This is a genomic window from Streptomyces sp. NPDC003011 (assembly GCF_053591515.1).
This window is the reverse complement of record NZ_JBSFTY010000028.1, coordinates 35279-51656: the sequence shown is the minus strand read 5'-3', so window position 1 is coordinate 51656 and position 16378 is coordinate 35279. Positions and strand designations below refer to the sequence as shown.

General features: G+C 72.2%; 15 protein-coding genes and 1 pseudogene. 4 read left to right on the top strand and 12 right to left on the bottom strand.

The annotated features are described in order from the left end of the window. Positions 1-188 precede the first annotated feature (188 nt). Positions 189-1625, top strand: coding sequence for a cation:dicarboxylate symporter family transporter (locus ACWD0J_RS16510; RefSeq protein ID WP_451496498.1), 1437 nt, complete (start codon positions 189-191; stop codon positions 1623-1625). 135 nt (positions 1626-1760) lie between these two features. Here ACWD0J_RS16510 and ACWD0J_RS16505 read toward each other — a convergent pair whose 3' ends face one another. Then, positions 1761-2216: a MarR family winged helix-turn-helix transcriptional regulator gene (locus tag ACWD0J_RS16505; protein WP_451496497.1), complete on the bottom strand. Its 456-nt coding sequence runs from the start codon at positions 2214-2216 to the stop codon at positions 1761-1763. Positions 2217-2339: 123 nt separating this feature from the next. On the opposite strand from ACWD0J_RS16505, the gene ACWD0J_RS16500 reads away from it, so the two are divergent. Together ACWD0J_RS16500 and mltG are read left to right on the top strand one after the other, a co-directional pair. Further along, positions 2340-4190, top strand: a complete 1851-nt coding sequence (locus ACWD0J_RS16500) for an ABC transporter ATP-binding protein (RefSeq protein WP_451496496.1) — start codon at positions 2340-2342, stop codon at positions 4188-4190. A gap of 43 nt (positions 4191-4233) precedes the next feature. After that, the gene (gene mltG / locus ACWD0J_RS16495; RefSeq protein WP_451496495.1) at positions 4234-5073 is read left to right on the top strand and encodes an endolytic transglycosylase MltG; all 840 of its coding nucleotides are present in this window, start codon (positions 4234-4236) and stop codon (positions 5071-5073) included. 12 nt (positions 5074-5085) lie between these two features. Here mltG and ACWD0J_RS16490 read toward each other — a convergent pair whose 3' ends face one another. The 5 genes from ACWD0J_RS16490 to ACWD0J_RS16470 form a co-directional block, all read right to left on the bottom strand. Further along, positions 5086-6153 (bottom strand): NAD(P)-binding domain-containing protein, encoded by a 1068-nt coding sequence (locus ACWD0J_RS16490; RefSeq protein ID WP_451496494.1) that lies wholly within the window; start codon positions 6151-6153, stop codon positions 5086-5088. A 25-nt stretch (positions 6154-6178) separates the two neighbouring features. Then, the gene (locus tag ACWD0J_RS16485; protein WP_451496493.1) at positions 6179-7204 is read right to left on the bottom strand and encodes an ABC transporter substrate-binding protein; all 1026 of its coding nucleotides are present in this window, start codon (positions 7202-7204) and stop codon (positions 6179-6181) included. A 72-nt stretch (positions 7205-7276) separates the two neighbouring features. Beyond that, the gene (locus ACWD0J_RS16480) at positions 7277-8032 is read right to left on the bottom strand and encodes an ABC transporter ATP-binding protein (protein ID WP_451496492.1); all 756 of its coding nucleotides are present in this window, start codon (positions 8030-8032) and stop codon (positions 7277-7279) included. Next, positions 8005-8937 carry an ABC transporter permease gene (locus ACWD0J_RS16475; RefSeq protein ID WP_451496491.1) on the bottom strand — a complete coding sequence of 311 codons (933 nt, stop codon included), beginning with the start codon at positions 8935-8937 and terminating at the stop codon, positions 8005-8007. Before ACWD0J_RS16475 ends, ACWD0J_RS16480 begins: the two co-directional genes overlap by 28 nt. Positions 8938-9083: 146 nt before the next feature. Further along, the gene (locus tag ACWD0J_RS16470) at positions 9084-9167 is read right to left on the bottom strand and encodes a putative leader peptide (protein WP_349817350.1); all 84 of its coding nucleotides are present in this window, start codon (positions 9165-9167) and stop codon (positions 9084-9086) included. A gap of 124 nt (positions 9168-9291) precedes the next feature. Between ACWD0J_RS16470 and ACWD0J_RS16465 the strand changes: the two genes are divergently transcribed. Further along, complete coding sequence (locus tag ACWD0J_RS16465) at positions 9292-9717, top strand: YjbQ family protein (protein ID WP_451496490.1); 426 nt, start codon at positions 9292-9294, stop codon at positions 9715-9717. Positions 9718-10053: 336 nt separating this feature from the next. Here ACWD0J_RS16465 and ACWD0J_RS16460 read toward each other — a convergent pair whose 3' ends face one another. The 6 genes and pseudogenes from ACWD0J_RS16460 to ACWD0J_RS16435 all read right to left on the bottom strand — a co-directional run. Continuing rightward, positions 10054-10275: a hypothetical protein gene (locus tag ACWD0J_RS16460; RefSeq protein ID WP_286060908.1), complete on the bottom strand. Its 222-nt coding sequence runs from the start codon at positions 10273-10275 to the stop codon at positions 10054-10056. 121 nt (positions 10276-10396) lie between these two features. Next, positions 10397-11608 carry a vWA domain-containing protein gene (locus ACWD0J_RS16455; RefSeq protein WP_451496489.1) on the bottom strand — a complete coding sequence of 404 codons (1212 nt, stop codon included), beginning with the start codon at positions 11606-11608 and terminating at the stop codon, positions 10397-10399. Then, the gene (locus tag ACWD0J_RS16450; RefSeq protein ID WP_451496488.1) at positions 11605-12867 is read right to left on the bottom strand and encodes an AAA family ATPase; all 1263 of its coding nucleotides are present in this window, start codon (positions 12865-12867) and stop codon (positions 11605-11607) included. The genes ACWD0J_RS16455 and ACWD0J_RS16450 overlap by 4 nt, the downstream gene beginning before the upstream one ends. An 82-nt stretch (positions 12868-12949) precedes the next feature. Beyond that, on the bottom strand, positions 12950-14347 hold the full coding sequence (locus tag ACWD0J_RS16445) for a hypothetical protein (RefSeq protein ID WP_451496487.1): 1398 nt from the start codon (positions 14345-14347) through the stop codon (positions 12950-12952). 126 nt (positions 14348-14473) lie between these two features. Then, a complete protein-coding gene (locus ACWD0J_RS16440) occupies positions 14474-15463 on the bottom strand; it encodes a tryptophan 7-halogenase (RefSeq protein WP_451496534.1) in 990 nt (329 codons plus the stop codon). A 25-nt stretch (positions 15464-15488) separates the two neighbouring features. Continuing rightward, positions 15489-16082, bottom strand: a pseudogene (locus tag ACWD0J_RS16435) (DUF427 domain-containing protein); the annotation flags it as partial. Between the last annotated feature and the right edge of the window lie 296 nt (positions 16083-16378).

The following is a 16378-nucleotide window of genomic DNA, read 5'->3' as shown; positions in this document are numbered from 1 at the left end:
CCCGTTGTGTGCGACGCGTCACTCGCTTCGCCGGGGTCGTTTACCGGGCCGAAACGCGGATGTCCCCCGCGGGATCAACGGCACCTCCACAGTGATCGGCACGGAATCAGCTTTCCGTATGGCAGAAGTCTCCGTCCGGCTTCTGTGACCATCCCGCTCAATGTGACCGTCCCTCTCAAGGAGTGCCCGTGCCGCCGTCCGTCCCGTCCCTGCCGCGACGCGTCGCACGCATACTGCGTACCTCTCTCTTCGCGCAGGTCGGCTGCGCGCTCGTCCTCGGAATCGTCGTCGGGAAGCTGTGGCCCGACGTGGCCACGGATCTCCAGCCGCTCGGCGACGGTTTCACCCGGCTCATCAAGACGATCATCTCGCCGCTGGTGTTCTGCGTGGTCGTCGTCGGCATCGCCAAGGCCGGTGACCTGAAGGCGTTCGGGCGGATCGGGCTCAAGGCCCTGATCTGGTTCGAGGTCGCGAGCACACTCGCCCTGCTCATCGGGCTCGTCGCCGCCAACGTGGTCCAGCCCGGCTCGGGGATGAACGTCGATCCGTCCACGCTCGACACCTCGGCGGTCGACGCGAAGACCGGCGGCGGCTCGCTGCCCTCGACGACCGAGTTCGTCGTGAACGCCCTCCCCACCAGCTTCATCGGCGCCTTCGCCGAGAACTCACTGCTTCAAGTGCTCATCCTGGCCTGCCTGGTGGGCGCCGCCCTGCTGCACCTCGGCCACACCAGGGTGCCGCAGGTGCTGCCCGCCGTCGAGCAGGCCCAGGAGATCATCTTCGCGATCGTCGGCTTCGTCATGCGGCTGGCCCCGATCGCGGTGTTCGGCGCCATGGCCGTCCTCATCGGCCAGTACGGACTCGGTGTGATCGAGACCTACGCCAAACTGATCGTCCTGTGCTACGCCGCCGCCGCGCTCTTCGTCGTGCTGCTCGCCGTCGCGCTCAAGGCGGTCACCGGGCTCAGCCTGTGGAAGTTCGTGCGCTACATCCGCGAGGAGATGCTCCTCGCGCTCGGCACCGCCTCCACCGAGTCCGTCATGCCGCGCGTGATGCAGAAGCTGCGCCGGGCCGGCGCCCGGGACGACGCGGTGGGTCTCGTCCTGCCCACCGGCTACTCCTTCAACCTCGACGGCGCCTCCCTCTACCTGTCCATCGGCACGCTGTTCATCTCCCAGGCCGTCGGCGTGGACCTGAGCCTGAGTCAGCAGATCACCGTGGTGCTGGTGCTGATGCTGACCAGCAAGGGCATGGCGGGCATCCCCGGTTCGGCCTTCCTCGCCCTGTCCGCGACCGCCTCCTCGCTGGGCGCCATCCCGGCCGGCGCCGTGGCGCTGCTCCTCGGAGTGGACCGCATCATGGACGCGATGCGTGTCGTGACGAACCTGCTCGGCAACTGCGTCGCCGTCTTCGCGGTCTCCCGCTGGGAGGGCGCGCTGGACACCGACAAGGCGAAGAAGGTGTTGAACGGCGAGATCGTACCGACGGCGGACGACGACGAGCCCGGCCCCACGGCCGCCCCCGAGGCACCCGAAGGACCCGCGGCACCCGAGGCGGACCTCGCGCAGCCACTCCCCGCCGTCCCCGCCCGGTCGTCCAGGGAGTCGGCCTCCGAGGTCGGTTGACGATCCCCGCGCGGCCCAGGCCGCGGCCGTCGCTCCAGCACCGCGGGCGAGGGCCGCGGCCTGTGCCGCGTCACCCGGTGGGCGGCCGAACCCGGACCGCCGTCAGCGCCTTCGCGCGCGCTGTCGTGCTCCGGCTCAGCAGCTCCCCTCCCGCGCCGGCACCCCGTCCACCAGCGTGTCCAGCAACCCGCCCAGCAGCTCGCGCTGTTCGTCCGTCAGCGGGGCCAGGATCTCCTCCGCCGCGGACCGGCGCGCCCCCCGCAGCTCCCGCACCGCCTTGTGGCCGTCGTCGGTCAGCTCGATGCGGATGACCCGGCGGTTGGTCGGGTCCGGAACCCGCCGCACCTTGCCGCTCGCCTCCAGCCCGTCGACCAGGGTCGTCACCGCCCGCGGCACCACCTCCAGGCGCTCCGCGAGGTCGGCCATGCGCGGCGGCGCGTCGCAGTGTGCGAGGGTGCGCAGCAACCGGGACTGGGCCGGGGTCACGCCGAGGAGGCGCTGCTCCAGGTGGCGCTTCTGGATCCGGTGCATACGGCGGGTGAGCCGCAGCAGCTGCTCGGCGAGCATGCCGTCGGGATCGGGGGTGGTCATACGGGAACAATATCAGGATGCGGTTCATTGTGAGTATAGGTAACAATGAGCTAAGCTCCGTCAATCCTGGCCATGCGGCCACCGGCCACCCGACCGTCCGCCGTCTCACCCTCCGTAGGAGCCATGCCCCGCGACGACATCAACTGGACCCCCTCTCCCGGCATCCCTTCCGGCACCCCCTCCGGCACCTCTTCTCCTGGTACCTCGACCGGCGAACCCCGCCAGGTGCGCCGCATCCTCGGGCTGTTCAAGCCCTACCGCGGCCGGCTGGCGATCGTCGGCCTGCTGGTCGGCGCGGCGTCCCTGGTCACCGTGGCGACCCCGTTCCTGCTGAAGGAGACCCTGGACGTCGCCATCCCCGAGGGCCGCACCGGACTGCTGAGCCTGCTCGCGCTCGGCATGATCCTCAGCGCCGTCCTCACCAGCATCTTCGGCGTGCTCCAGACCCTGATCTCCACGACGGTCGGCCAGCGCGTCATGCACGACCTGCGCACCGCCGTCTACGGCCGCCTGCAGCGGATGTCCCTCGCCTTCTTCACGCGCACGCGGACCGGTGAGGTGCAGTCCCGCATCGCCAACGACATCGGCGGCATGCAGGCCACCGTCACCTCGACCGCCACCTCCCTGGTCTCCAACCTGACCAGCGTGATCGCCACGGTCATCGCGATGCTCGTCCTCGACTGGCGTCTGACCGTCGTCTCCCTGCTCCTGCTGCCGGTCTTCGTCTGGATCAGCCGCCGCGTCGGCAACGAACGCAAGAAGATCACCACCCTGCGCCAGAAGCAGATGGCCGCGATGGCCGCGACCGTCACCGAGTCGCTCTCGGTCAGCGGCATCCTGCTCGGCCGCACGATGGGCCGCTCCGACTCGCTGACCCGGTCCTTCGCCGCGGAGTCGGAGGAACTGGTCGACCTGGAGGTGCGGTCGAGCATGGCGGGCCGCTGGCGGATGGCCGTCATCTCCATCGTCATGGCCGCCATGCCCGCCGTCATCTACTGGACCGCGGGCCTCGCCCTCCAGACGGGCGGCCCCCAGATCTCCATCGGCACCATCGTCGCCTTCGTCTCGCTCCAGCAGGGTCTGTTCCGCCCGGCCGTGAGCCTGCTGTCGACCGGCGTCCAGATCCAGGCCTCGCTCGCGCTCTTCCAGCGCATCTTCGAGTACCTCGACCTGCCGATCGACATCACCGAGCGTGAGAACCCCGTCCACCTCGACAAGATCGAGGGCGAGGTCCGCTTCGAGGACGTCGAGTTCCGCTACGACAGCGACGACACCAAGGGGAGCCCGGTCCTCGACGGCATCGACATCACCGTCCCCGCGGGCGGCAGTCTCGCGGTCGTCGGCCCGACCGGCGCGGGCAAGTCCACGCTCGGCTACCTGGTGCCGCGGCTGTACGACGTGACGGGCGGCCGGGTCACCCTCGACGGGATCGACGTGCGCGACCTCGACTTCGACACCCTCGCCCGCGCCATCGGCGTCGTCTCCCAGGAGACGTACCTCTTCCATGCCACGGTCGCCGACAACCTCCGCTTCGCCAAGCCGGACGCCACCGACGAGGAGCTGCGGCAGGCGGCGAAGGCGGCGCAGATCCACGACCACATCGCGGCCCTGCCGGACGGCTACGACACGGTCGTCGGTGAGCGCGGCCACCGGTTCTCCGGCGGCGAGAAGCAGCGCCTGGCCATCGCCCGTACGATCCTGCGCGATCCGCCGGTCCTGATCCTCGACGAGGCGACCAGCGCCCTGGACACGCGTACCGAGCACGCCGTCCAGGAGGCCATCGACGCGCTCTCGGCGAACCGCACCACGCTCACCATCGCCCACCGGCTGTCCACCGTCCGGGACGCCGACCAGATCATCGTCCTGGACGCCGGACAGGTGGCCGAGCACGGCTCGCACGAGGAACTCCTGGTGCGGGGCGGGCGGTACGCGGCCCTGGTCCACCGGGACGCCCGACTGGAGCCGACAAGATGAGGATATGTCGGGTTTATAGGCTTTAACGGGTTACCGTGCCCGCATGCAGACGAACACTCCGCCACGGAGCACGATCCGACTGACGCGCCGGGGCCGGCTCGCCCTCATCGCGACCGGGGCCGTCGTGGCCGGCACCGCCGTGGCGGTGCCGCTGCTGACCCTGGACAGCGATGAGGAGAAGAAGCCCGCCACCCTGGTCATCCCCGAGGGCTGGCGGGCCGGCCAGATCTACGAGGCCGTCGACAAGGCCCTCTCCCTGCCCGCGGGCACCACCAAGAAATCCCTGGCCAAGGCCCACCTGAAGCTGCCGGGCGACGCGGAGGGCAATCCGGAGGGCTACCTCTTCCCGGCGACCTATCCCCTCCGGGACAAGGCGACTCCGGAGCAGATGCTGTCGTACATGGTCGACACGGCCAACGAGAAGTTCAACGGCGCTCCCATCGCGGCCGGTGCGCAGCGCAACGCGATGAACGTCTACCAGGCCGTCACCATCGCGAGCCTCGTCCAGGCCGAGGCCGCCACCAGGGCCGACATGGGGAAGGTGGCCCGGGTCGTCTTCAACCGCCTGGAGCGCGGCATGCCGCTCCAGATGGACTCGACGCTCAACTACGCGCTGAACCGCTCCACGCTGAAGACCACCGCCGCCGACACGCGGATCGACAGCCCCTACAACTCGTACCAGCGCATGGGCCTGCCGCCCACCCCGATCGACAACCCGGGCGAGGACGCGATGAGTGCCGCGATCAACCCCACTCCGGGCGACTGGCTGTACTTCGTCACGGTCAAGCCGGGCGACACGCGCTTCACGGCCGACTACGCGGAGCACCAGCGCAACGTCGCCGAGTTCAACCTGAACCAGCGCAGCTCGCCCGAGGCGGGCTGACCCGAGCGGACGTCAGGCGGCGACCGGGTCCTCGCTCAGCAGCCGCCTGATGTCCCGTACGGCCGCGCGGCCCGCCCGGTTGGCGCCGATGGTGCTCGCCGACGGGCCGTACCCGACGAGGTGGACCCGCGGATCGGCGACCGCCCGGGTGCCCTCGACGCGGATCCCGCCGCCGGGCTCGCGCAGCCTCAGCGGAGCCAGATGGTCGATCGCGGGCCGGAAACCGGTCGCCCACAGGATGACGTCGGCGTCCGCGCGCCGCCCGTCGTCCCACTCCACGCCCTCCGGCGTGATCCGGTCGAACATCGGCAGCCGGTCCAGGACGCCGTCCGCGATGCCCTGCCGGATCGCGTCGTTGAGCGGCAGCCCGGTCACCGACACGACACTCTTCGGCGGCAGCCCCTGCCGCACCCGCTCCTCGACCAGCGCGACCGCGGCCCGTCCCACGTTCTCGTCGAAGGGTCCCTCGCGGAAGACGGGCGGCCGCCGGGTGACCCAGGTGGTGGAGGCCGCGTAGGGGGCGATCTCCAGCAGGTGCTGGGTGCCGGACGCGCCCCCGCCCACCACGACGACCCGCTGCCCGGCGAACTCCTCGGGCCCGGGGTACTGCGCGGTGTGCAACTGCCGTCCCCGGAAGGTCTCCTGGCCCGGATAGCGCGGCCAGAACGGCCGGTCCCAGGTGCCGGTCGCGTTGATCAGCGCCTGGGCCGCCCAGGTCCCGGCCGAGGTCTCCACGAGCAGCCGCCCGTCCTCGCCGTCGCGCACGGCACGGACGTCGACGGGGCGCCGGACCCGCAGGTCGAAGGCGCGCTCGTAGGCGTCGAAGTACGCGGCGACGACCTCGGCGGACGGCCGGGCCGGATCGGCGTCCGTGAGTTCCATGCCGGGCAGGGCGTGCATCCCGTGCACCTTGCCGTAGGTCAGCGACGGCCACCGGAACTGCCAGGCACCGCCGGGACCGGGGGAGTGGTCCAGCACGACGACGCCGCGGTCCGGCTCGAAGCCGGCGCGGCGCAGGTGATAGGCGCCGGCCAGTCCCGCCTGGCCCGCGCCGATGACGACTACCCGGGTGTTGTTCACCCTTCTGCCAACCGCGCGGCCGGCGTCAGGATTCCTTGAAGACGCGGGGCGCGGTGGTGGACGCCGGCAGACCGCCGTTGAACCGGGTGTCGACGAACGCGGCGAAGTCGACCTTGTTCGGGATCAGCTTCAGGTCGGTGAAGGCGTCCGCGATCTTCTGCTCGGAGGCGATCAGCGGCTTGTCGACCGCGACCGGAACGCGGGAGGCGTAGGTGCGCTTCACAGCGGCCAGCGCCACCTCGTACGGCAGACCGGTGTCCTTGGCCCACACCTCGGCCCACTCCTCGGGGTGGTCGTACACCCAGTCGTAGGCGCGTCGCAGCCGGTCCAGGTAGTCCTTGAGGGCGGCGGCCTTCTTCCCTGTGCGCAGCGCGGCGGGCGCGGCCACCTGGAAGGTGAGGCCGTTGGTGATGCCCTTGCCGGTCGTCAGGACGCGGCCCGTCCTGGCCTGGAGCACCTGCGAGGTGTACGGGTCCCACACCGCCCACGCGTCGACCTTGCCGGAGGTGAACGCGGCCAGCGCGTCGGCGGGCTGGAGGTAGCTGACCTTGACGTCGCTCAGGCTCAGCCCGGCCGCGTCGAGGGAGGCGACCAGCTGGTAGTGCGCGGACGAACCCTGCGCCACGGCCACCGACCTGCCCTTGAGATCCGCCGGCTCCGCCAGCTTCGAGCCGTTCGGTACGAGGATGGCGTCGCCCTCGGAGGTGCCGTGCCAGGCGGACACCACCGTGATCTTCGAGCGGGCGCCGGCCGCGAAGACCGGGGGAGTGTTGCCGACGCCGCCGATGTCGACGGCGCCCGCGTTGACGGCCTCCAGGAGCGGCGGGCCGGAGGTGAAGGTGGACCACTTGATTCGGTAGTCGAGATTCTTGAGCTGGCCGGCGGCGCGCAGGATGGCCTCCGAACCGCCCTTCTGATCACCGACGTTGAGGGTGAGCGAGCCCGAGCCGTCGCTGTCGCCGCCCGTGGAGGCCGCCGAGTTCCCGCCGCAGGCGGACAGGAGCAGGGCGAGGGGGAGGAGCAGCGCGGCGGGGACGAGGCGTCGTCGCATGACGGATCCGTTCTGGGGTGACGGGTGACGGGTGACGGGCGATGGGGGAGAGGGAGAGGAGGGGCCGTGCGTTCAGGCGGCTTCGGGGGCGGTCTCGACGCCCAGGCGTTCCAGGAGGCCGGCGCGCAGTCCGGCGAACCGCGGGTCGGTGATGTCACGTGGCCGGTCCAGGTCGATCCGCTGCTCGTGCGCGATGACACCGTCGTCCATCACCAGGACCCGGTCGGCGAGCAGGACGGCCTCCTCGACATCGTGTGTGACCAGCAGCACGGCGCACCCGCGGCGTCGCCACAACTCGTCCACCAGGCGCTGGGCCTTGATCCGGGTGAGCGCGTCGAGTGCGCCGAACGGCTCGTCGAGCAGCAGCAGATCGGGCTCACGGACCAACGCCCGTGCCAGCGAGGCGCGTTGGGCCTCGCCGCCGGAGAGGGTCTTGGGCCAGGCGTCGGAGCGGTGGTCCAGGCCGACCTCTTCGAGCGCCCGGTCGGCGCGGGCCCGCTCGGGCTTGCCCGGCAGCCCGAGCAGCACGTTGCGCCACACCTTCTTCCACGGCATCAGCCGCGGTGCCTGGAAAGCGACGGCCTTGCGGCGCGGGACGAGGACGGTGCCCTCGATGTCGCGGTCGAGACCGGCGAGGATGCGCAGCAGGGTGGACTTGCCGCAGCCGCTGCGGCCGAGCAGGGCGACGAACTCGCCCTGGCGGACGTCGAGTCGCAGGTCGTCGATGACGGCGCGGCCGTCGAAGGAGCGGGTCAGCCCCTCGACCCGCACGGCCTGCGCGGAGGCCGCCTGAGGGGTGGTCACCGGCCGGTGAACGTCGGTCGCCATTGCAGCAGCAGCCTTTCGAGGGTACGGACGACGAAGTCGGCCAGCAGGCCGAGGAAGGCGTAGACGATCAGGCAGACCACGATGACGTCGGTCCGCAGGAAGTCCCGCGCCTGGACCATGAGGAAGCCGATGCCGGCGTCCGCGTTGATCTGCTCGGCGAAGACGAGCGCGAGCCAGGCGATGCCGAGGGAGTAGCGCAGGCCGGTCATCGCCCCGGGCAGCGCGCCCGGCAGGACGACGTGCCGCACGAGTCCCCACCGCGACAGCCCGAGGGACTCCCCGGCCTCGATCAACTGGGCGTCCACGCCGCGGATACCGGCGTACACGTTGAGGTAGAGCGGGAACGTCACACCGAGCGTGATGACGGCGACCTTCGGTGCCTCGCCGATGCCGAACCAGATGATGAACAGCGGGATGAGACCCACGAAGGGCACGGTCCGCAGCATCTGGACGGGAGCGTCCACGAGGTCCTCGCCGACCCTGAACAGGCCCGAGAGCAGGGCGAGTCCGGTGCCGATGACAGTGCCGAGCAACAGCCCGGCCGCCACGCGCCGGAGGGAGGTGCCCATGGCGGAGGGCAGCGCACCGTCGGCGATCAGATCCTTGCCCACCTGAGCGATCCGCCCCGGCGCGGCGAGCACGTCGGGCGCCAGCACCCCGGTGCTGCTGAGGAGTTGCCACAACGCCAGCAGCACGAGCGGACCGGTGGCGCGGCGCAGCCAGCGGGGGACGCGGGTGCGGCGGGTGGAGCTGGGGACCAGGAGCTGGAGGCCGAGCGGCGACCGTTCGCGGGTGTCTGTGTCTGTGTCTGTGTCTGTGCCGGTGCCGGTTTCGACGCGGCCCGATGCCGACATAGGTGAGATATCGGGTCCCGGAGAGCCGGGCGGGGCGTGGCTGATGCTCATGCGTGCTCCACAGGGAGGAGAGCGTCCGGTGAGGGGGAAAGCCTGGGTGCCCGCCACGTCCCGGGAAGATCCCGGACGTGCGGGTACGACGGCGCGGATCAGGCGTGGATCACGCGCGGATCAGGCGGTGAAGAGGGGGGAGGGCGTCAGCAGCCGCGGCGACACGCGGCGGAGGCCACCCGCAGCAGGTCGATGTGACCGCGCGTGGTGAGCAGGGCTGAACGCAACATGCGGCCGAAAGTAGCCAGATGGCATGGCCACGGTCAATGGCTGTCTCGCGGAGTGGACCGCCCGTATCAGCGGACCGGCGGACGCTCGCGTGTGAAACGCGGTGTCCGGGTGAGGATGGGAGGCATGTCAGACGCCTTCACCACCCGAGTCCTTCATGTGGCCACCGGCTCCACGGAGCGGATCGCCGACCTCACCGGCGACTGCGAGGCCTTCCTGCGCGAGGTGGCCGCCGGTCGCGACGGCCTGCTGAATCTCTTCGTCCCGCATGCCACGGCCGGCATCGCGATCATCGAGACGGGCGCCGGCAGCGACGACGACCTGCTCGCCGCCCTGCACACCCTGCTGCCCGCCGACGACCGCTGGCAGCACCGCCACGGCAGCCCCGGCCACGGCCGCGACCACGTCCTGCCCGCCCTCGTCCCGCCCCACGCCACGCTTCCGGTGGTCGGCGGGCGGCTGGAGCTGGGAACGTGGCAGTCGGTGTGCCTGGTCGACACCAACAGGGACAACACCGACCGTCGCGTTCGGCTGAGCTTCCTCGCCGGCTAGTGATCCGGACCCGTCAAGGAGCCGACGGCGTGCGGGCGACGCGCGGTCGCTCCCGGGTGCCGGGGGCCGCGGGCGTGGTGGCGGGGGCATCGAAGGCCTCCTCCATCACGTCCGGCATCACGTCCGGGGCCTGGAAGGGATGCCTGGTCGGAGGCGGCGAATCCGTCGTGGCGTGCAGGGGAGTCGGCTCCGGGTCGGAGAACAGCGGGGTCGTGTGAATGGGAATCTCGCCTTCATTGCGGGCATGCCAAGCAGAGCGGTGTGGTACGGGCCCCTCGCGGGGCCTGGAAGCGGGCGACCGCCTGCTGCGCCACGACAACTCGGGCGCAGCAGGGCTCAGAGATTGGTCAACTTGGAGTACGGACTCATGATCCGGGTCTGCTGTGAACCGAAGTCGACGAGGACAGCGATGCCCTCCTCGACACCGGTCACCCGGCCGAGGCCGTACACATCGTGAGTGACTCGGCTTCCTACGACGAACTGCTTGGGGACCGGCACGACCGGGGCCTTGAAGGGGCTGGTCGGCAGATGACGCTTGGGCATGGGTGACTTTGGCATTGTCACCAGTATGCGCCAACTGGATGGATGCGATCCGCGCGATGCTGCCACTTGGCATGATCGATCAGCAAATTGTTGTCGCTTCCTAGATCACTTCCACATCGCGGAAGACAACGGGCGCTCATCCGATGTCCACGACCCGGGCCCAGGCTGGCGGCGCGTACGCCCCGGGTCGCGGCCGCCGGGGGAACAGGCCCACCACCGTCCGGCACGGCGGCCGGCTGTCCGGCCAGGGGGTCTGGCCGTCGGTCAGGACCACCACCACGTCAGGGCCGGGCCGCGAGCGGAGCGCCTTGGCGAAGCCCGTGCGCAGGTCCGTACCGCCACCGCCCGTCAGCGGTATGCCCTCGCCGCGGCACAGCGGGTGCACGATCCGGGCCGCCGCGTCGCACGGCACCACGCTGACCAGGTCACGGCGGCCGCCCACGGCCCGGGAGATCGCGGCGACCTCCAGGAGCGCGCTGCCCAGCTCCACGTCGCTGACCGACCCGGACGTGTCGACGACCACGCACACCCGGGGCGGTCTGCGCCGCAGGCTCGGCAGCACGACGCCGGGCACCCCGGCCGAGCGGCGGGACGGACGGCCGTAGGTGTAGTCCTCGCCCGCGCCGCAGCCGGAGGCCGCCGAGCGGACCGCCGCGCCCAGCAGCTCGCGCCAGGGCTGCGGCGGATGGAACGCCTCCTCCGCCCAGCGCCGCCAGCCCTGCGGGGCCGTCCCCGGGCGGCCGGTGATGCCCTGCGCCACCCGGAACCGGACCGCGTCCCGCTCCTGCTCGCTCAGGCCGTGCGCGCCGTCCGCGCCGAGGTCCCACTCCCGGTCCCGTCCGTCGGCGCCGCTGCCGCAGTCCAGCCAGGCCAGGGACTCCGTGCGCGGTCCGAGCCGGAACTGGCGCAGGTAGTCCTCCATCAGCTGTCCCTCGGGCAGCCGCAGGGACTCCGGCCGGACAGCGTCCTGGGGCCGGACCAGCCCGTCACCGAACGCGTCGTCGTTGATCTCGCAGTCCGCCGCGATGTTCATCCGCAGCCGTTCTCCCGGACCGGTCAGCTCGCGCTCGCGCGCGACGCGGTCGCTGCGGCCGTGATGGTCGCGCAGCAGGTGCGACACCTCGTGCACCCAGACGGCGGCCAGTTCCTCCACCGGCGTCCGGTCCACGAACGGGGGCGACACGTAGCACCGCCAGTGCCGGTCGACGGCCATCGTGGGCACCTGCCGCGACTCGACGGTGTGCAGGGCGAACAGGGCCGTCGCCAGATACGGCCGGGCCCGTGCGGCGTGCAGCCGGGCGGCGAAGAGCTTGTCGCGGTCCAGCGCCGCCGGCGCGTCCCGGTTCACCGGCCGGCCTTCACCGCGGCTGCCGTCCGGGCCGCCGCGTGATCCGCCCGCCGGGACAGGGACACCACTCCGGCGAGGCCCTCGATCGAAACCGGAACGTCCCAGTCCTCGCGGCGCAGCGTGGCGAGGGTGGTGGCGGGGACGACCACCAGGTCCGGTGCTCCGGTCTCCACCGCCCGGACCAGGAGCGCCCACGCCGCGTCCCAGCGGGACTTCTCCGGGCGCCTGCGGACCGCCGCCACCACACCGTCGAGCACGGCCTGGCGCAGGTCACCCCGCTCGGGCAGGACGGCACCCGCCGGGTCCGCCAGCACCGCCTCGGGGTCCGGCAGGTCCATCCGGTCCAGGCTCGCCAGCAGCTCCAGTCCCGGACCGTCCCCCACGGTGCCCCTGACCAGCAGGGAGAGGACGTCGCGGGAGGAGCCGGCCGCCGTCGCGAAGGCGGTCAGGCACAGGGCCGTCTCCCAGCTGCGCGGCGAGGGCCAGGGACCGCCCCGGCGGGTCTCGCTGCTGGGCAGCTGGTGCACGAGCCCGGGGCGGGCGGTGAGCAGCCCGCACACCGCGCGGCGGGCGAAGTCGACCGCCCGCGACAGCTTCTCCGGGTGGAGCTTCGGCAGGCTCGCCCGGGGCCAGGTCCCGCCGAGGCCGCGTACGACGACCTCGTGGTCGTGGGCCCACTGGAGGTGGACGAACCGGTTGGCCAGCGGCGGGCTCAGTTCCCAGCCGTCGGCCGCCGAGGAGCGCGGGTTGGCGGCGGCCACGATCCGGACCTCGGGCGGCAGTCGCAGGGTGCCGATCCGTCGTTCGAGCACGAGACGGAGCAGGGCGGCCTGCACGGCCGGCGGGGCGGTCGACAGCTCGTCCAGGAACAGCAGCCCGCGGCCCGCCCGCACCAGTCGGACCGCCCAGTCCGGCGGGGCCATCGGGACCCCCTGCTCCGCGGGATCGTCCCCGATGACGGGCAGCCCCGAGAAGTCGGACGGCTCGTGCACGCTGGCGATCACCGTGGTCAGCGGAAGGTCCAGGGTCGCGGCGAGCTGGGTCAGCGCCGCGGTCTTGCCGATCCCCGGCTCACCCCACAGCAGCACGGGCAGGTCGGCGGCGACGGCCAGCGTCAGGGCCTCCAGCTGGGTGTCGGGACGCGGTTCGGTGGTCGTGTCGCGCAGCAGGGCCAGCAGCGCGCCGGCGACGTCGAGTTCGTGAGGGCCGACGGCGGCGGAGGGGGCGCAGGCCGGGTCGGACGGGGCGTGTGCGGGCATGAGTGATCACCTTGGGGGTCGTGGAGAAGGAACGGTGAGCCGCGATGGCGGGAAGGGAGGCGGGGGTCAGCGGGCCCCGGGGTCAGTGGAAGGCCGCGTGGCGCGGGCGTGAGCGGCGGTCACGGGGACGGTCCTGGTCGAGACGGACGAGGCCGGACGCGGGGCCCGCCATGCCCGCCCTGAACAGCCCGTAGGTGATCCGCCGCCGCGCGGCCGCCTCCAGTTCGTCCCGCAGGGCGCCGCCCCGCAGCAGCGCCTCGGGGCCCAGCAGGCCCTCGACGACGGCCAGCGCACCGGCGATGTCGCCATGGTCCAGGCGGGCGCGGACGTCGGTGAGGCACTCCGGACGACGGTGTGCCTCGTCGATCACCCGCAGACAGGGCAGCGGAGTGCCGGTCAGCGCGGCCAGCAGTTCCTCCCGCCGGATCTCGGCCGGGTCGTGGTCCAGCGGGGCCAGCACCCCGTCGACCAGGGCGATGCGGTGCCGAACTCCCCGGCACTCCACCAGATGGGGCTGTCCGGGCCCGTCCGGAATCCGGGAGGGACCGGCCGGCGTGTGATCCGGCACCAGCGCCGAGGCGACCAGCGGATGCAGTCGGCCGGCCTCGATCGAGCCGGCGCGGAGCAGCTCCAGGTCGGGCAGCACCCAGGTCGCCGCGTCGGGCAGGAGCGGCAGCGCGGTGGCGTCGCCGCCCGTGGACACCGCCGCGATCCGCAGGACGGGCGGCCCGGCCCCGTCCGGCTCCTCGGTCAGGTCCAGGAGCAGCCGGCGCCGGCCGGTGATCCGCACGGCGACGGGACCGGTCGGCCGCCCCTCGGCGCGCAGGAGAATCCCCGCCTCGGCAGCCCACCGGCCGACGGCACAGCGGCGTCCTGGCGGCACCATGTCCGGCAGATCCGGAGCCGGGTCAGGAAGGCCGTCGACGTCCGTCCGGCCGGCCCCGGACCGGATCCGCAGTTCGCCGGCCCGGCGCGCGTCCCACAGGTGGCGGTGCAGGTCGAGGCGGAACCGCCGGCTGGGACGGGGGTGCGGGTGACGCCGGTCGTCGATGCGGGACCCGTCCCACAGGGCCAGGCTGATCCGCTGCCCGGCGTCCGCCCAGGCAGGCGGAGTCCGGGCCACGAGGTGCACGGGGGGCTCCCGGTCGTGCCCCGCGGTGGTGTACCGCGCCAGGGACAGCGTCAGACCGGGGCGCAGCAGCCCGTCGGGCGCGATCCTCGGCATGTGCCAGCGCAGCAGGTCGGGAGCCAGGTGGCGCAGATCGGCGCGTACGCGGGCCGCGAGTTCCCGGCCGTGGGTACGCGCCAGGGCGCGCGGGCTGACATCGACGTCGAAGCCCGCGGCGGCACACGCCCCCGCCCAGTCGCCGGTGAGGCGGCGGGCGGTCGCGGTCTCGATCATGGAGGGCGGCACGGCGAACTCACGCACGTGCGACCACAAGGAAAGGCGGGAATCCCCGTACACGCTTCTCGTGAGCATCAGCACTCACCTTGCGCGGACGGGACCCCCGATCTGTCAACAGAGTGAGTCATCATCGGGAGGAGCATAACCCTCCCCCTCTCCAACTGCCAGGGAATTAAGGCCTGTTACCCGGTCGGTCCGGGCTCAGTGGCCCGGCTCCACCCAGGTCAGTCCGTCCTGCGACGCCACCAGGCCGCCGGGGCGAAGCGGTGCCTCGTCCTCCAACGGGCCGCCGAACAAGCCCCGTTCCTGGAGGACCGCGCCCTCCTGGAACACCTGGCGGACGGTGGCGGCCTCGAACAGCGGGTTGCGCAGCCCGTCGGAGTCCGGGAGCCGGGTCACCGCCTCGTCGAGGGCCGAGGCGGCCGCCGTCAGCCGGGCGCCCGCCGGTCCGGACCCGCCGAGGGACGCGTCGCCGGAGGCCAGCCCGCCCACCAGGTCCACGAACGCCTCCAGTTCCGTCGCCCCGACGTGGGTGACCTTGCGGGCCTGCCAGAAGTACGACCGCTCGTCCTGGTGCATGTCGTAGAAGGAGACCAGGAACTCGTGGAACAGGCCGTACTCGTGCCGGTAGCGGGCCTCGAACTCGTCGAACAGACGGTCCTCGTCCAGGGCCCGCGCGAGGCCGCTGTTGATGGACCGGGCCGCGAGCAGGGCACCGTAGGTGGCGAGGTGCACACCGGAGGACAGGACCGGGTCGACGAAGCACGCCGCGTCCCCGGCCAGCACCATGCCGGGCCGCCACAGCCGCGACTTCCCGTACGACCAGTCCTTGCGCACCCGGACCCGGTCGTACGGCGGCTCGGTGGCCCGTGGGGTTCCGCGCAGGAGGTCACGGACCTCGGGGCACGCGTCGATCATCCCGCGCCAGGCGGCCTCCGGGTCCCGCTGGATCGCGGCGGCGTGCTCCCGGCTCACCACCGCGCCCACGCTGGTGAGGTCGTCCCTCAGCGGGATGTACCAGAGCCAGCCCTCGTCGAAGGCGGCGCAGAAGATGTTGCCGTCGTTCGGCGCGGGGAGCCGGGCGCCGCCGGCGAAGTAGCCGAACACCGCGATGTTCCGGAAGAAGTCGGAGTACGTCCGCCGGCCGCCGACCTCGCCGTGGATCCGGCTGCCGTTGCCGGAGGCGTCCACGACATAGCGGGCCCGGGCCTCGCGCACCGCGCCGCCCGGTGGTGGGCTCGAACAGGTCGAGGCGGACGTCCTCGCGGGGGATGTAGTACCGCGTCGGCAGTCCGGTCTCGAAGAGCAGCACCGGCCGGTGGGTGTCCGCGACGAGCAGACCGGCGACCTCCACCTGGACATGGCGGCTGCTGGGCAGGGCGTCGACGCGTTTGTGCGGGTCACGGGGGTGGACGAAGATCTCTTCCTCCTCCTCGTACCAGTGGTCCAAGCCGCTGCCCCAGCGCCGGAACCACGCGAAGGCGAGATGGCCGGCCAGGTCGGTGGCGGTGAATGACCAGGCCGCGTTCTCGACCACCACTCCGTCGACGTCGAGGTCGTAGAAGTCCCGCACCCCCGTGCGGCTGTCCGTCGGGGGGTGCCGGGCCGGGCGCAGCAGGTCCTCCCGGACCTCCGCGAGCGGGAAGGCGTACAGCGGCACGGGCACGCCCGGTTCCCACACGAGGACGGGGTGCCTGCTGTCGACGACGGTGACCTCGCCCTTGCGTCCGCGCACCCAGCGCTCGCCGGGCTCCCACAGAAGGCCCTCCGCAGTGGAACGGATGCCCTGCGCGGCGGGATGAGTGGTCATGGTGGTCTCCTCCGGCTCGCCCGACGGTGCCGAGTCCCTGTCTGCCCCTGTCTGCCTCTGTATGTCCCTGTTTGCGTTTCCTGCTCCTCCATCATGGCCCTGGGAGCGTCACGGCCGCGAACAGCGGCGCTGCCGGCGGTGCGCGTGCCGCGCGGGCGCGGCAGGCGCGGCCCCCGCGGCCCGAGTGGTGGCGCCCAGGGAGCGGGCGTACGGTCGAACGGTGGACACCGCGGTGGACGAAACCGTTCACCGACCCCTCGCGGGGGTCCGGCCCCCGAGAGTGCGACCCGCCATGA

Coding starts and splice junctions, on each gene's coding strand:
- ACWD0J_RS16505 (WP_451496497.1), bottom strand. CDS start 2,216: ATGACCACCCCCGATCCCGACGGCATGCTCGCCGAGCAGCTGCTGCGG.
- mltG (WP_451496495.1), top strand. CDS start 4,234: ATGCAGACGAACACTCCGCCACGGAGCACGATCCGACTGACGCGCCGG.
- ACWD0J_RS16475 (WP_451496491.1), bottom strand. CDS start 8,937: ATGAGCATCAGCCACGCCCCGCCCGGCTCTCCGGGACCCGATATCTCA.
- ACWD0J_RS16480 (WP_451496492.1), bottom strand. CDS start 8,032: ATGGCGACCGACGTTCACCGGCCGGTGACCACCCCTCAGGCGGCCTCC.
- ACWD0J_RS16500 (WP_451496496.1), top strand. CDS start 2,340: ATGCCCCGCGACGACATCAACTGGACCCCCTCTCCCGGCATCCCTTCC.
- ACWD0J_RS16460 (WP_286060908.1), bottom strand. CDS start 10,275: ATGCCAAAGTCACCCATGCCCAAGCGTCATCTGCCGACCAGCCCCTTC.
- ACWD0J_RS16465 (WP_451496490.1), top strand. CDS start 9,292: ATGTCAGACGCCTTCACCACCCGAGTCCTTCATGTGGCCACCGGCTCC.
- ACWD0J_RS16445 (WP_451496487.1), bottom strand. CDS start 14,347: ATGCTCACGAGAAGCGTGTACGGGGATTCCCGCCTTTCCTTGTGGTCG.
- ACWD0J_RS16470 (WP_349817350.1), bottom strand. CDS start 9,167: ATGTTGCGTTCAGCCCTGCTCACCACGCGCGGTCACATCGACCTGCTG.
- ACWD0J_RS16485 (WP_451496493.1), bottom strand. CDS start 7,204: ATGCGACGACGCCTCGTCCCCGCCGCGCTGCTCCTCCCCCTCGCCCTG.
- ACWD0J_RS16450 (WP_451496488.1), bottom strand. CDS start 12,867: ATGCCCGCACACGCCCCGTCCGACCCGGCCTGCGCCCCCTCCGCCGCC.